Source organism: Arthrobacter sp. MYb23 (assembly GCF_002979775.1).
Classification (GTDB): domain Bacteria; phylum Actinomycetota; class Actinomycetes; order Actinomycetales; family Micrococcaceae; genus Arthrobacter.
Window position 1 is genome coordinate 77,027 of sequence record NZ_PCPR01000019.1, and the last position, 13,400, is coordinate 90,426.

A 13,400-nucleotide genomic window follows, 5' to 3' on the forward strand; every position below is an offset into this window, starting at 1 on the left:
CTTAACTCACATTCGAGCGCTGCGATGGAACTAGCGGGCGTCTCCCACGAAGCACTTTCCGGTGGCCAACACGGGCAGCACCGTGACCACTACCCCGCCATCGCGGATCTGCCCCATGATGCAACTATCGCCCGTCCGAGCCGCAGCTTCCATGGCGTCAACGTCCAGCCCGGTAGGTGTTCGGCTCACGGACACCTCAACATTGTCTTTGGGGATGCCCGCGGAGACCAAGGCAGCCCTTAGAGCTTCCCGGTCCGGCTTGGGGTTGCCGGCAACCAGGGTTTTCAGGGTGGACTCCACGGCCGATGTGGTTGCCGCAACAGCCGGATCAACCGTGGCTGTGGCTTCCGGGCTGACTGTCTGGGAAGGGGAAGCCGCAGGCTGCTCGGTGGAAGAACCCGGCGCTGCCGTGCATGCCGTCATGGTCAATGCAGCAACAATCATCAGCATCATTCCGGCGACGCCGACTCTCGATACGTCTTTTGCCCTGCCGTTTGCCTGTGCGGTTCGCCTGCTCATCACCTAGCCATTCTGCCATTCGCCGGTGGATGCACCATTCACGTGGCGCACTGACCGGCGTAGCGTTTCATCAGATGGGTTCGCAGGTGACGAAAGGTGGGGCTTCACAATGAGCGAAAAAATCCAGGATGCTGTCGCGTCGACCACTATTGCTGCCCCGCGGCAAAGGGTGTGGGAGGCGCTGACTGATCCGGCTCTCATTCAGCAATATTTCCTGGGCACCAAAGTCACCACGACGTGGCGGGTAGGCGATCCGATCACCTACTCTGGCGAGTACAACGGCAAGCCGTACCAGGACACGGGAACGATCCTTGCTTTCGATCCTCCGACGTTGCTGAGGACCACACATTACAGTCCATCCTCGGGGCTTCCGGACACTCCCGAGAACAACCACACCGTCGACTACAGGGTGTCTGAAGACTCTGACGGAGCTGAGGATTCCGGTCTTACTACCGTAACCATCAGGCAGGGCAACAATTCGAATCAGGAGGAAGTGGAGCAATCCACCGCAACCTGGCAACTGGTTCTTAAAAACCTCAAGGAACTTCTCGAGTCATAGCCTTAAGGGGCTACCCCCTTGGACATGACTCCAAGGGGGTAGTTTTTGTGCCCCAGGAGGGAATCGAACCCCCGACCGGCGGATTAGAAGGCCGCTGCTCTATCCCCTGAGCTACTGGGGCGCACTAACGCCATGACCACTGTGGGCCGCTGGCGCCACAAAGAGTTTACAGTGCGATCGCCCGACAGCCTGCCACCACACGCAATCAGCTTCTACTCCTCCACAGCGGCTGTATCGCCACGGTTATGCACATAACTGATCTTGGCACTCCCCTCCCTGTCTTCCCTGGATGAAGCTGAAAGAGCCGGACAGGCACTTCCCTACACCGAGAAGGACCACCAATGAATGACATGATCAGCGTCCGGGGCTTCGTGGCCTCGGAGGTCAAGAGCTCCACCACTACGCGGGGCACTGCCACCGCATCATTCCGCCTTGGAACCACGGAGCGCCGCTATGATCGCGCTACCAGCACCTGGGTGGACGGAAACACCAACTGGTACACCGTTCAGTCATTCCGCTTCCTCGCCGGGCATGTTGGATGCAGCATCAAAAAGGGACAACGGGTGCTCGTCATGGGGAGGCTACGGCTGCGGCAATGGGAACATGAGGGCCGCGTCTACCATGTGGCCGAAATCGATGCCGAATCGGTAGGGCATGACCTCATGTGGGGCTCTGCCAACTTCACCCGAATGAATGGCACCTCAGCCCCTGCTGACTCGGCACCTCCTGTGGAAGCGCCCGGGACCCCTGACAGCAACAATGAGTGGGACCCCGAAGACCAGGGGACAAATCCGCCCGAAGACGTATCCATCGCCAGCACCATCGACAACCCAGACGGTACCGGCCCTCTACTGGTCAACACCACAACGGGGGAATTGGTGGGTGCCGGCGTTTGACCGGCGCGCCAAGACTCGGAGGCCTGCGGGACCAGCCCTGCGTGCCGGGCCTATTCTGGGTCCATGCCACACGACCATGCTCCTGCGAGGATCGAAACGGCTCCTGCTACCTGGGCGGCCGTTGAGGAATTGTTCGGAACCAAGGGCGAACCGTCCCGGTGCTGGTGCCGGTGGTTCGCCCTTACCGCCAAAGACTGGACCAGTTCATCGCCGGGTGACCGTAAGGAATTGTTGAAGTCAGCGTTCCAAACAGGCCCGGCGCCCGGCGTTCTGGCGTTCCGGGATGGACACCCAGTCGGCTGGTGCGCAGTAGAACCGCGGCAAAGTTATCCGCGGCTGAAGAGATCGCAGGTGCTCAGGGCAGGGGCTGATGCAGCCACCGAAGACCGAGCTGATCTGTGGGCAGTTAGTTGCTTCGTCGTGGCACCTCAGCACAGGCGGACCGGCGTCTCCACCGCGCTGCTGTCTGCAGCGGTTGACCATGCTTTCCATCACGGCGCTAACGTGATTGAGGCCTATCCGGTGGATACTGATCAACGAACCAAGGCGACAGCCTCGGACTTGTTCCACGGCGCACTCTCGCTTTTCACGGCAGCCGGCTTCCGTGCAGTATCCGAATCAGTCCTGGGCCGGCCAGTTGTGCGGCTCCACAAACAGTAGAGCGGTTCATTAGACCGGAGGTCTCGCTTACGGCAGCGTCAGGATGACCGGCCCCTCCGCGGTGATAGCTATGGTGTGTTCACTGTGGGCGGCGCGTCGGCCGTTTGCTGAACGAAGAGTCCATTCGTCCTCGTCGTGGTAATAGTCGTCCTTGCCGCCCAGTATCAACATGGGTTCAATGGCAATGACCAGACCGGCTTCGAGCTTCATGCCCCGGCCAGGCCGGCCCAGGTTGGGAACGGGAGGCTCGGCATGCATTGTCCGGCCGATGCCATGCCCACCATGATCAGCCAACAACCCAAAGCCCGCGCGTTTCGCCTCACCGCCGATTGCATAGGCAAGGTCACCCATCTTGTTGCCGACACGGGCTGCGTCGATGCCGCGCGCGAGTGCCGCCTCTGTGGCTTCCACCAGGTCCTGGTCCTCCGGGTCAGCGGTGCCTACAACAAAGCTGACGGCCGCATCACCACACCAGCCTTCCAGGAAAGCGCCGCAATCAACGCTGAGCAGATCGCCGTCCTCCAGAACGTATCCATTGGGGATCCCGTGGACCACGGCGTCGTTGACGCTGGTACAAATCACGCCCGGGAACGGAACTGCCGCCCACCGCGGATGGTAATCGAGGAAGGCGGGCTTGGCTCCGGCGTCGGAGATCACGGCTGCTGCGACGTCGTCGAGCTCCTTAAGCGAAATGCCCACGGCAGCCTGCTCCCGCACGGCGGACAGTGCATTGGCCACAATGCGGCCGGCCTCACGCATCATCGCAATCTGGTCCGGTGATTTCAGCATCGACATACGCCCACTCTACGGCTGCCCTTCAGCGGGAGCGAGGCCCGCGGGGCCGACGGTCATCGTTGGAACCCTGCTGGCCCAATACCCGCCCTAGAGTTATGGCATGACCAACAATGTCCTGGTGCACTCCATCCGGTCTGGTCTCCATTCAGCCGCTGACGCAACGCGGGGACTTGGGGCCCAGGCGTACATGAAATCGGAGATGCCCTCTTTGGGTGTCCGCGTTCCAGAGGTACGCAGAATTGTGAAGGCGGCAGCGAAACAGTTCCCGGTGACGTCACCAGATGACCTGCGAAACGCCGTACTTGAGCTGTGGCGTCATGCTGAGGCCCGTGAAGAGCGGTACGCAGCCATCGACCTGACGGGCCTGCGAATGGTCAAGGATGACCTGCAAATGTTGTCCGTCTACGAGGAGATTATTCGGACAGGAGCTTGGTGGGACCTCGTGGACGGAGTCGCGCACCGGATCTGTGGGCTCCTTCTCGCCCACCGATCCACCATGGCACCGGTTCTTCTTCAATGGGCCAAGGATGATGACATGTGGGTCCGTCGCGCGGCTATCACTGCACAACTGGGAGCCAAGTCAAAGACTGATGCAGGCCTCCTGGCAGCAGTGATCTCCTCAAATCTCGCTGACAACGAATTCTTCATTCGTAAGGCCATTGGATGGGCGCTGCGCGAGTACAGCAAAACGGACCCTGCGTGGGTCAGGGCATTCGCTTCCCGCAACGCGGACGCCCTGAGTCCGTTATCCACCCGCGAAGCCCTGCGGCTGTTGCCGTCCAGCTAAGGGTAAACGACGTGGGCCCGGCCAAAGAAGGACCCTAGATAATAGGACGCAACCCCGCTTCGTCCCGCACACGGAACAAGCCCTTTGTCTTCGGGTCCACGAAGATCAGGTAAATGGCGAACAAGAGCGCAATGAGGGCGGCACCGTAACGGGCCAAAATGAGGGCTAGTCCCAGGTCTTCGCTCTGAAGATAAGGAAAAACGTCCAGCTGGTCCGAGATCGCGTAGACCATGAAGAACGAAACGATGAAGTAGAGCGCCTTGACTTGCCAGTCGTTGCGGATACCGGTCACAGCAAAAAGCGGTATCAACCACACCACGTACCACGACTGGATCATGGGGGCGAGAAGGACAATAACAGCAAACGCCAGGGTAAGGCGGCGCATCAGGCGATCGTAGTCGCCCCGGAAAATCAGCCAAGCCACTGCTGCAACCATCAGCACCTTGCCGGCGTCGTAAACCCATTTCGCCAAGGCCCAGCCATCCAAGCCAAAGGCGTTGAAGATCAGGGCGACAACCATTCCGATGAGACCAACGGGTGCATACCAGATCCACACGCTGCCGGGAGCTGACAGGCCGTTGATCCAACCGAATCCGAAACCGTTGACCAGGCTCAAGGCGTAGAGAAGACCAAAGCTCAGAGCCGCAGTGAGGAACCAGTAGAGGAATTTGCGCGGCCATGAGGCATGCTTGCCGGCCCACAAAAGTCCAATAAAGGGGAGGAAAACAACGGTGATTGGCTTAATCGAAACGGAGAGCGTAACCAGCACCAGCCCCTGAATGACACGGCGGGTTGCGCAGTAGTAGAGGCCGGCCAGTGCCAGCCCGATCATCAAGGCGTCGTTGTGGACACTGGCAATGAAGTTGGTGAGGAAGAGCGGATTGGCAGCTGTCAGCCACAATGCCCTGTGCGGATTCACGCCGTGGAGCTCTGCCAGCTTGGGCACATAAATGATGCAGAGGACGACGCCCGCTGCAGCAACAAGCCGGAAAAGCATAATGCTTGCTTCGGGCTGCACATTGGTTACCCACACCACAAACTGCTCAATCCACAGGAACAACTGGCCGTAGGGAACCGGCGCCTCTGTCCACATCTTGTCAGCGCCAAGCTGGAAGTAGTTGGGCAGGGCTGAAATCCCGTTCTCATAGGGATTTATGCCTTCCACCATCAACCGGCCTTGACCGATGTAGGCGTAGACGTCCCTGCTGAAGAGGGGAACAGTGAACATCATGGGCAAACCCCAGGCCGCTACGGCCTGCAGCGTCGCCTTTCGGGCTTCCAATCCCCACACCCGGACACGTTGGCCCAGCCGAAGCCAGGCGCGGACCAGCAGCATGCCACCGATGGCCAACAACACAATGGACAGGCCAACGCCCACGCCTTCGGTGCGCATCCAGATAAAGAGAGGTAAACGACGGAGTTCAGAGACCGGGGCAAGCCAGCCAACGCCCAACGAGCCGAACACCATGAACATCGAACCAATGAAGCCGGCGATCAATGGCGAACGTGCGTTATCTACCTCGCCGGCTACAGCGTCGGCTGACGGCGTTGCTGCCCCTGCCAACTGGGCGGCGGGTACTGGCACCGTCATGTGGTCGTCATCCAATCGTTCACCCGCTGTGTTCGGGTCAAAATTCTGCGTCATGGGGGCTTTCGGCAACAGGAATAAACGACACTGCCGCGCTCAAAAATCGTACCATCGGAGCACTTGGAAGCTACTGAGCGATAGGCTGGGCGCGTGCCTATTACTAATGAACGCATCGTCTGGATCGACTGCGAAATGACCGGCTTGGACCTCATAAACGACGCCTTGATCGAGGTTGCCGCGTTGGTGACGGATTCCGAGCTCAACATTCTGGGCGACGGCGTAGATGTCGTCATCAAGCCCGACGACGCTGCGCTGGAGCAAATGAACGACTTTGTGCGGGACATGCACACCCGCTCCAAGCTCTTGGACGAGCTCCCCCAGGGAAAGACCATGGCCGAGGCAGAGGCACAGGTCCTCGAGTACATCGAGAAGTGGGTTCCGGATCCCCGCAAGGCCCCCTTGGGCGGAAACTCCGTGGGAACGGACAGGATGTTCCTGGCCAGGGACATGCCCAACATTGTGGAACACCTTCACTACCGCGTCATCGACGTCAGCACCATCAAGGAACTCTCACGCCGCTGGTTCCCGCGTGCGTACTTCCAGTCCCCCGCCAAGCATGGTGGCCACCGCGCGTTGGGCGACATTAAGGACTCCATTGACGAGCTCCGGTACTACCGCCAGGCAGTTTTTGTTCCGGCGCCGGGACCGGACACCGCCACGGCCCAGCGGATTTCCAAGGACATCATTGCCACTGCCGAGACCCTGGGATCCAGCGAAAGGGTGTGATCTGCACCATTTTTTGAGGTTTTTTCGCTAAAACCGGCAAAAGTGGACATTGCAGCCCAAAACAGCAGGTAAGCTATTTGTCGTTGCCTCGAAGGAAAGCCGGTCAAACGGTTCAACCCAAAAAGGCACATGGTGGGCTTAGCTCAGTTGGCAGAGCGCCTGGTTGTGGTCCAGGAGGTCGCGGGTTCAACCCCCGTAGCTCACCCCACCGAGATTGGCTCCAGAGCCGGTTTCCACAAAGGCCGCACCGGTTACCCGGTGCGGCCTTTGCTTTTAACCCCGGGCGGGCCCAAGAAGTCGGACCGCGGCCCCGAGCTGGCCGCCACCGGACTACAGCGCTAGACGAAGGAATTACTGAGATGACCGTCCTGCCAGTCACCATCTGGGGCGAACCCGTGTTGCACCGCCGGGCAAGCGAGGTGGAAGCTTTCGACGACGAACTCCGCGGCTTGATCGCGGACATGTTCGAGACAAATGATGCCGCCAACGGGGTTGGGCTCGCCGCCCCGCAGATCGGCGTGGGCAAGCGCCTCTTCGTCTACAAATACGCCAACGACGACGACGTTCCTGAGCAGGGCGTAGTGGTCAACCCTGTGCTGACGCTTTCCAAGGTTTCCGGGGCCCTTCCCGACCCCGACGAACACGTTGAAGGATGCCTCTCCTTTCCGGGCGAATATTATCCGTTGCAGCGCGCTGAATGGACTCGGGTTCAAGGCTTCGACGGTGACGGCAATCCGCTGGATTTTGAGGCAACAGGATGGTTCGCCAGAATCCTGCAGCATGAGTTCGACCACCTGGACGGCAAACTGTATGTCAACCGCCTGGTGGACCGCTACTCAAAAAAGGCACTCAAGCAGGCCAAGAGGAACGGTTGGGGCGTGCCCGGCCTGACCTGGATGCCTGGTGTCGATCCCGATCCGTTCGGACACTGAGCCGTGGCCGCCAGCCCTCATGCGGAGCTGTTCACGCTCCTGGATATCACCGGCGAAGACGCTGCTGAGTGTGCGCATCTCCTGGACACGCCTCCGGATGAGCCCGTCCTGCGTGCGATGACTGCACTGCGGGAGAGGCTCGGGACCTTTCCGGCAGACAGCATTCGGGTGGACAGCGCTGTGCAGGCTAAGAGCACTGTGCAGGAGGAGACCACTGAGCACAATGACGGCGCCGTGGAGACTGTCTGGATCGAAGCGCTCCTCCGGTTCGCCCCGTCAGTCCACGCTTACCATCTGGATCTTGGAATCGACTCAGCGGTATCGGCGGCATCCCTGGCAGACCTGGGTCTACAGCTCCGGATCAACCGGCGGGTCCACGGTCAGTTTGGACTGGATACCTGGGCCTGGCTGACCCTGCATATGGCCGGAAATCTGTTCCGGCTGGGCCGCCTGCAGTTCCACCTGGTGCCTGCCGAAGGCCAGGACTCGGACTGGGTTCTTGGCGTCCATATCCCCGAAGACGGTGGCCTCTCCCCTGACTTGGTGGATGCCAGTTTCGCGGAGGCCAGATCCTTCTTCACGCAGTCTTTTCCTGACAAGCCCGCCCGCATAGCCACCTGCGATTCATGGATGCTGGACCCGTATCTGGTAGAGCGCCTGCCTGAGAGCAACATCGCGTCTTTCGCGCGGCGCTTCACGCTGGACCGCTGCTCTGATGCTCCTACCGACGCCATCTACTTCACCTTCAGGCAGCGGGGACTCGAGGGTTTGGATAAGCTGCCACGGGAAACCTCACTGCAGCGCGTGGTCCTGGAGCGGATCGACGACGGCGGCACCTGGCAGCTTGGGCACGGTCACCTGAAGCTGTAGATGGTTTGCTGTTCCGGGCAGGAAGACAAAACCCTCTTCATGGCGTCCTTTTCGGCCTGAGTGATCCAGAGTTGGTAGGCAGCTTTCACGGAGACTTGCCGGGCGACATAGTGGCAGCGGAAGTTCTTGTTGGCGGGCAGCCAGGTGGCCGCGTCTCCCGCGCCTTTCTTTACATTGGCGGGGCCGTCGGCAGCGATCAGGTTCAGGGGGTCGTTCGCGAACATTTGCCGCTGCTGGACAGTGAGCTGCTGGGCGCCCTTTTGCCAGGCGTCGGCGAGGGCAACCACGTGATCGATTTGTACGGCAGCACTGGTGTCCTGGCCTCTTCGAAAAGTTACCTGCGCCCCTGTGTAGGGTTCGTGAAAGCTACCGCCGGAGACCTTACAGGATGATCCCTCCGTGAATTCGACCGCGGAAAGGTCCCTGCGCAGAATGTCGTTTCGGGTATCGCACCCATTGCGGTCTGCGTCTGCCCAAGCTTGGCCGAAGGCGGCCCTGTCGTAGTCCGACTTCGCCGCCCGTCCCTTGACCGTGAGCCGTTCCAACGCATCGCTTGCCTTCTCAGGGGCAACAGGTGCCGCCCCCCGCAGTGGTTTCATCCAGCCAGGATTGAAAACGGGGGCTTCGCTGGGGCCTGCCGCCCACGGATCTGCGGCGGTGAACTGTCCGGTGGTGAAGAACCAAGAGAGCCCTGCTACGACTGTTGCAGCGGCCAATCCAAGAATGGCCCACGCTTGCCTTGACCGTCTGCGGGCGCGTTTATAGGCAGACCAAGTGGTACTCAAAAGACTCCATCCAGAGGGAAAGCAATGTCCTACGAGCGTAGGACAAGGCACCGACAGTCAGAGCCAATATCCACAGTGTGGAGGACAAGTCACAGTGTTGAGGACAAGTCTCACGGCGGGCATGGAGTATCTCGGTGGAGGCGGCAGGCTCCGCCGGCTTATTGCTCCCGCATCACACGCTGCAGGTCTTCCGTTGCCACTGTGAGGAGGCCGCGCAACTGCTCTACGCGCTGGTCGGTGACGTCACCGGACGCGTTGGCTGCGATGGCTTGCTCCAGAAGTTTTTGGGCTTGCTTGTGATTGGCCTTTGCTACGTCCAAGGCGTGTTCAAGGGTGGTTTCATGTTCCAACGTCGATTCGTTTTCCATGACCCCATTTTGGTCAGGTTTCCCGGCTGATGCCAGTGACCCAGCCGGGAAACCTGCGGATACTTCGGAGTTTCTAGGCTCCAGCCGCCTCAAGTACGGCGATGGGAGCAACCACGTCACGTGCGGGGAATGACGGCGGGTTCACACCGGCCATCTCCTCCATCACACGAACAACCTGGCAGGAGTAGCCGAACTCATTGTCGTACCAAACATACAGAACGAGGTTCTTGTCGTTGGCAATCGTTGCGAGGCCATCAACAATGCCCGCGCGGCGTGAGCCAACGAAGTCGGTGGAGACAACATCCGGAGAGTCGATGTAATCGATCTGCTTGCGGAGGTCCGAGTGCAAGGACATTTCGCGGAGGAAGTCGTTGACTTCATCCCGGGTGGTGCCCTTCTCAAGGTTGAGGTTCAGGATAGCCATGGAGACATCCGGGGTGGGTACGCGGATGGCATTGCCCGTGAGCTTGCCCTGCAGTTGAGGAAGCGCCTTGGCAACGGCCTTCGCGGCACCGGTCTCCGTGATGACCATGTTCAGCGCTGCGGAACGTCCGCGGCGATCTCCCTTGTGGAAGTTGTCAATCAGGTTCTGGTCATTCGTGAAGGAGTGGACCGTCTCCACGTGGCCGTGAATGATGCCGAATTTGTCGTTGATGGCCTTGAGCACCGGCGTAATCGCGTTGGTGGTGCAGGACGCTGCGGTGACGATCTTGTCGTCATCGGAGATGTCGCGGTGATTGATGCCGTGAACAATGTTCTTGAGTTCGCCCTTGCCCGGCGCAGTGAGCAGCACGCGTGCTGCGCCCTTGCTTTGCAGGTGCTGGGAAAGCCCATCGGCGTCGCGCCAGCGGCCGGTGTTGTCCACTACCAAGGCATCCTTGATGCCAAAAGCGGTGTAGTCCACTGTGGCCGGGTTGTCCGAGTAGATGACCTGGATCTGTACGCCGTTGGCGGTAATGGTGTTGGCTTCTTCGTCCACCCGGATGGTGCCTTCGAAGGAGCCGTGCACGGAGTCACGGCGGAGCAGGGAGGCACGCTTCACGAGGTCGTTATCAGAGCCCTTGCGCACAACGATCGCACGGAGGCGCAGCCCGTGTCCGCCGCCGGCCTTCTCAATCAGGATGCGGGCCAGGAGACGGCCGATGCGGCCAAATCCGTACAGCACGACGTCGGTGCTGGTGCGGTCGTCAGCGCCACGCTTTCCCACGATCTCTGCGAGCTCGGCACGCAGGTATTCATCCAGCGAAGCGCCGTTGCCTTCGGCCCGGAACTTCTCGGTCAAGCGTGCAATATCAATGGCGGCTGCGCCGAGTTCCAACTCAGAGAGCGCGTTCAACAGCGGTGCGGTCTCTTCGAGCAGCAGTTCGTGGTTGCTCATCCGGCGCGCAAAACGGTGGGCCTTCAGGATGTTCATGGTGGACTTGTTGATCAGGCTCCGGCCGTGGATGCTCGTGACCACATTATTTTCCCGGTACAACCGGCCGATTACCGGAATCATGGCCTCGGCGAGAGCCTCCCGGCCCATCCACTTATCAAGACAAGAATCTGACGTCTGGCTCACAGAACTACCTTCCTTGGGTCAACCACATACGTCCTCGTATGCAGATGGCAGCGGCCGCCCGGAGTAGTCCTGCGGCACATGCGCCGGCGGGCTTCGGTCCACCCACAGCGCCTTGAACGAGAGCAAAGAAAAATCCGCCGGCTGCGAACGCAGTCCCGGCGGCAGAACATCTACGTTCAGTAACTATTCTAGGGCGGAAGGAAGCTGCCCAGGCCCCTCGAAGGCGTGAAATCACTCACACGCCGGTTTTCAGGCGGTCATAAATGGATGGGTCGACCGATACGCCGGGTTCTGTCATCCCCTGCTGTTACCAGCAAGGGAGTAGCGGCCATCCATCTACGGACGCCGTTGCCGACGCCCTCCAGCAGCCTACCCGGACACTCGGGCGAGCAGCCCTCAAACGTGTCCTGTCTGGCCTTGCTCCGGGTGGGGTTTACCTAGCCTCCCCGGTCACCCAGGGAGCTGGTGGTCTCTTACACCACCGTTTCACCCTTACCTGCTGACCTGCGATGCAAAACATCACCGGACGCAGGCGGTCTGTTCTCTGTGGCACTGGCCTGCGGGTTACCCCGAGTGGGCGTTACCCACCACCCTGCCCTGCGGAGCCCGGACGTTCCTCGAGCCACTTTCGTGACGCGCGACCGCCTGGTCGACCCATCCGCTGTCCAGTCTACCGGCGTCGGGACGTGCCAAAGTCCGGCGGTAATATCGACTGGTGCTGATTCTGCTGCCGCCTTCCGAAGGCAAGACCCCCGCTGCCAACGGCCCCTCCATCGACTGGGATGGGCTCAGCTTTCCTGAACTGAACCCCTACCGGGCCAAGGTGCTCGAAGCGCTGGGGACGGTGAGCGCGCACGAGGACGCCCTCGCGTTGCTGGGGGTCGGCGCCTCCCTGAGGGACGACGTCGAACGCAATACCCGGCTGCATGCCGAGCCGGCCGCTCCCGCGCATCAGGTCTATTCGGGGGTCCTGTACGACGCCTTGGGTTACAACAGCATGACGTCGACACAGCGCCGCAAGGCCAACGAGTCCATCCTGGTGGTTTCCGCGCTCTGGGGTGCCATCGGCTTTGGCGACCACGTACCTGCCTACCGGTTGTCCATGGGAACCGCACTGCAGGACGTCGGCCGTCTCGCCTCTTACTGGAAGCCGCAGCTTAACGCCGCCCTCGCCTCACGCGCCGAAGGCAACCTTTTGGTGGACTGCCGTTCCAGCACCTACGCCGCAGCCTGGGCTCCCCCGGCGTCGCAGACAGTCAATGTCAACGTCTTCAACGAGGCGAACGGCAAGCGCACGGTGGTCAGTCATTTCGCCAAGCACACCCGCGGCGAACTGGCGCGGCACTTGCTGACCCGGCGCGGCAAGGCGCCGGCAACGCCTGAGCAGCTCCTGAAGGCTGCGCGCGAAATCTGGAGGACGGAACTCGTTGAGGGTACGGCCCGCAAGCCGCACGCGCTCAACGTCATCCTGTCCAGCTGACCTTGCCGCTGTAAGCTAAGCCGGGCTGCGTCAGTTCCACTCCGCCGAACGGACCAGGATGACACCTGAATCCGGGCAAAAGACAATATCGTCCTCCGCTGCTGCTTTGACTTCGGCGAGGTCGCCTGGACTGAGCATCATGCCGGAACCTTCGGACTTGCCATGGAACAGACGGGCTGCACCGACTCCACGCTTGGCAATGGTCTTTTCGTAGATGGCAAGAATTCCCGCGTCCAGGGATTCAGCGAAAGCCGCGCGCTGCCCCCGAACCACCGTTTCTTCTGCCGCGATCTCGGCAATAGCTTCATCCAGTTCAGCTCGGATGCTGCCAAAAGAACCCTGGATGTCGTCAACGATCGACTGCTGAGCGGCCTGACGCCCCCGCAAAGTATCCAGGCGTTCAAGAATTTCGAGCTCAACATCTTCCAGGTCAGAGCGACGCTTGTTGAGGGAAGCAATATCGCTCTGCAAGGCCACCAGATCCTTGGACAGACCGGTGCCGCTGTTGAGCCGGGTCTCGTCGCGTTGAATACGGGTGGCTACCTGCTCCACGTCGGCCTCCGCACGCCGAAGTTCGGTTTCGGCATCATGGACGGCAACCTTGGCCGCGCCAAGCTCACCGTTGGCCACGCTCAGCGCGTCCGTGAGGTCGGTGATGCGTGGATCCGTTTCCAGAACCTTCCGGCGGCCGGCAAGTGACCTGAGCTTGGCATCCAGTCCCTGCAGTTCAAGCAATTTCAATTGTTCTGCCGGTGCTGCTTTCGCCACGCTTACCTCCGCTGTTAGCCACCGGCCTGGGGATCAGGTCCGGCCG

The 13,400-nt window shown here is 60.6% G+C and carries 15 protein-coding genes, 2 tRNA genes and 1 other RNA gene; 9 read left to right on the forward strand and 9 right to left on the reverse strand.

The window, feature by feature from the left end; genetic code table 11:
- Positions 1–30 precede the first annotated feature (30 nt).
- Positions 31–519 carry a DUF6993 domain-containing protein gene (locus tag CQ020_RS24560; protein ID WP_258142057.1) on the reverse strand — a complete coding sequence of 163 codons (489 nt, stop codon included), beginning with the start codon at positions 517–519 and terminating at the stop codon, positions 31–33.
- Between the two features lie 109 nt (positions 520–628).
- Here CQ020_RS24560 and CQ020_RS17645 point away from each other — a divergent pair, with 109 nt between their 5' ends.
- On the forward strand, positions 629–1,078 hold the full coding sequence (locus tag CQ020_RS17645) for an SRPBCC domain-containing protein (RefSeq protein WP_105693032.1): 450 nt from the start codon (positions 629–631) through the stop codon (positions 1,076–1,078).
- 48 nt (positions 1,079–1,126) lie between these two features.
- Here CQ020_RS17645 and CQ020_RS17650 read toward each other — a convergent pair.
- Positions 1,127–1,199: transfer RNA gene (locus CQ020_RS17650), tRNA-Arg, on the reverse strand.
- Between the two features lie 220 nt (positions 1,200–1,419).
- Between CQ020_RS17650 and CQ020_RS17655 the strand changes: the two genes are divergently transcribed.
- On the forward strand, positions 1,420–1,974 hold the full coding sequence (locus tag CQ020_RS17655) for a single-stranded DNA-binding protein (protein WP_105693033.1): 555 nt from the start codon (positions 1,420–1,422) through the stop codon (positions 1,972–1,974).
- A gap of 63 nt (positions 1,975–2,037) precedes the next feature.
- Positions 2,038–2,634, forward strand: coding sequence for a GNAT family N-acetyltransferase (locus CQ020_RS17660; protein WP_105693034.1), 597 nt, complete (start codon positions 2,038–2,040; stop codon positions 2,632–2,634).
- A 27-nt stretch (positions 2,635–2,661) separates the two neighbouring features.
- Here CQ020_RS17660 and map read toward each other — a convergent pair whose 3' ends face one another.
- Positions 2,662–3,429 (reverse strand): type I methionyl aminopeptidase, encoded by a 768-nt coding sequence (gene map, locus CQ020_RS17665; protein WP_105693035.1) that lies wholly within the window; start codon positions 3,427–3,429, stop codon positions 2,662–2,664.
- A 100-nt stretch (positions 3,430–3,529) separates the two neighbouring features.
- Here map and CQ020_RS17670 point away from each other — a divergent pair, with 100 nt between their 5' ends.
- Entirely contained in the window at positions 3,530–4,216 is a 687-nt protein-coding gene (locus CQ020_RS17670) for a DNA alkylation repair protein (protein WP_105693036.1), read from the forward strand.
- A gap of 34 nt (positions 4,217–4,250) precedes the next feature.
- Here CQ020_RS17670 and mptB read toward each other — a convergent pair whose 3' ends face one another.
- Positions 4,251–5,807 carry a polyprenol phosphomannose-dependent alpha 1,6 mannosyltransferase MptB gene (gene mptB, locus CQ020_RS17675; protein WP_105693063.1) on the reverse strand — a complete coding sequence of 519 codons (1,557 nt, stop codon included), beginning with the start codon at positions 5,805–5,807 and terminating at the stop codon, positions 4,251–4,253.
- Positions 5,808–5,954: 147 nt separating this feature from the next.
- On the opposite strand from mptB, the gene orn reads away from it, so the two are divergent.
- The 4 genes from orn (at position 5,955) to CQ020_RS17695 (ending at position 8,392) form a co-directional block, all read left to right on the forward strand.
- Entirely contained in the window at positions 5,955–6,590 is a 636-nt protein-coding gene (orn, locus tag CQ020_RS17680) for an oligoribonuclease (protein WP_105693037.1), read from the forward strand.
- A gap of 132 nt (positions 6,591–6,722) precedes the next feature.
- Positions 6,723–6,798 (forward strand) — tRNA-His (locus tag CQ020_RS17685).
- A gap of 151 nt (positions 6,799–6,949) precedes the next feature.
- A complete protein-coding gene (gene def / locus CQ020_RS17690; protein ID WP_024817041.1) occupies positions 6,950–7,522 on the forward strand; it encodes a peptide deformylase in 573 nt (190 codons plus the stop codon).
- 3 nt (positions 7,523–7,525) lie between these two features.
- Positions 7,526–8,392, forward strand: coding sequence for an acyltransferase domain-containing protein (locus CQ020_RS17695; RefSeq protein ID WP_105693038.1), 867 nt, complete (start codon positions 7,526–7,528; stop codon positions 8,390–8,392).
- Here the strand turns inward: CQ020_RS17695 and CQ020_RS17700 are convergent.
- The 4 genes from CQ020_RS17700 to rnpB all read right to left on the reverse strand — a co-directional run bounded on the left by CQ020_RS17700 (position 8,377) and on the right by rnpB (position 11,763).
- Complete coding sequence (locus tag CQ020_RS17700; RefSeq protein ID WP_105693039.1) at positions 8,377–9,177, reverse strand: HNH endonuclease family protein; 801 nt, start codon at positions 9,175–9,177, stop codon at positions 8,377–8,379. The two genes, CQ020_RS17695 and CQ020_RS17700, sit on opposite strands and share 16 nt — an antisense overlap.
- Before the next feature lie 158 nt (positions 9,178–9,335).
- Positions 9,336–9,545, reverse strand: a complete 210-nt coding sequence (locus CQ020_RS17705; protein WP_105693040.1) for a hypothetical protein — start codon at positions 9,543–9,545, stop codon at positions 9,336–9,338.
- A gap of 73 nt (positions 9,546–9,618) precedes the next feature.
- Positions 9,619–11,106, reverse strand: a complete 1,488-nt coding sequence (locus CQ020_RS17710) for a glyceraldehyde-3-phosphate dehydrogenase (protein ID WP_105693041.1) — start codon at positions 11,104–11,106, stop codon at positions 9,619–9,621.
- A 264-nt stretch (positions 11,107–11,370) separates the two neighbouring features.
- An RNA gene (gene rnpB / locus CQ020_RS17715) (RNase P RNA component class A) lies at positions 11,371–11,763 on the reverse strand.
- 58 nt (positions 11,764–11,821) lie between these two features.
- On the opposite strand from rnpB, the gene CQ020_RS17720 reads away from it, so the two are divergent.
- Positions 11,822–12,586: a YaaA family protein gene (locus CQ020_RS17720; protein ID WP_105693042.1), complete on the forward strand. Its 765-nt coding sequence runs from the start codon at positions 11,822–11,824 to the stop codon at positions 12,584–12,586.
- Between the two features lie 30 nt (positions 12,587–12,616).
- Here the strand turns inward: CQ020_RS17720 and CQ020_RS17725 are convergent, their stop codons facing one another.
- The gene (locus tag CQ020_RS17725; protein ID WP_105693043.1) at positions 12,617–13,354 is read right to left on the reverse strand and encodes a zinc ribbon domain-containing protein; all 738 of its coding nucleotides are present in this window, start codon (positions 13,352–13,354) and stop codon (positions 12,617–12,619) included.
- Positions 13,355–13,400 lie beyond the last annotated feature (46 nt).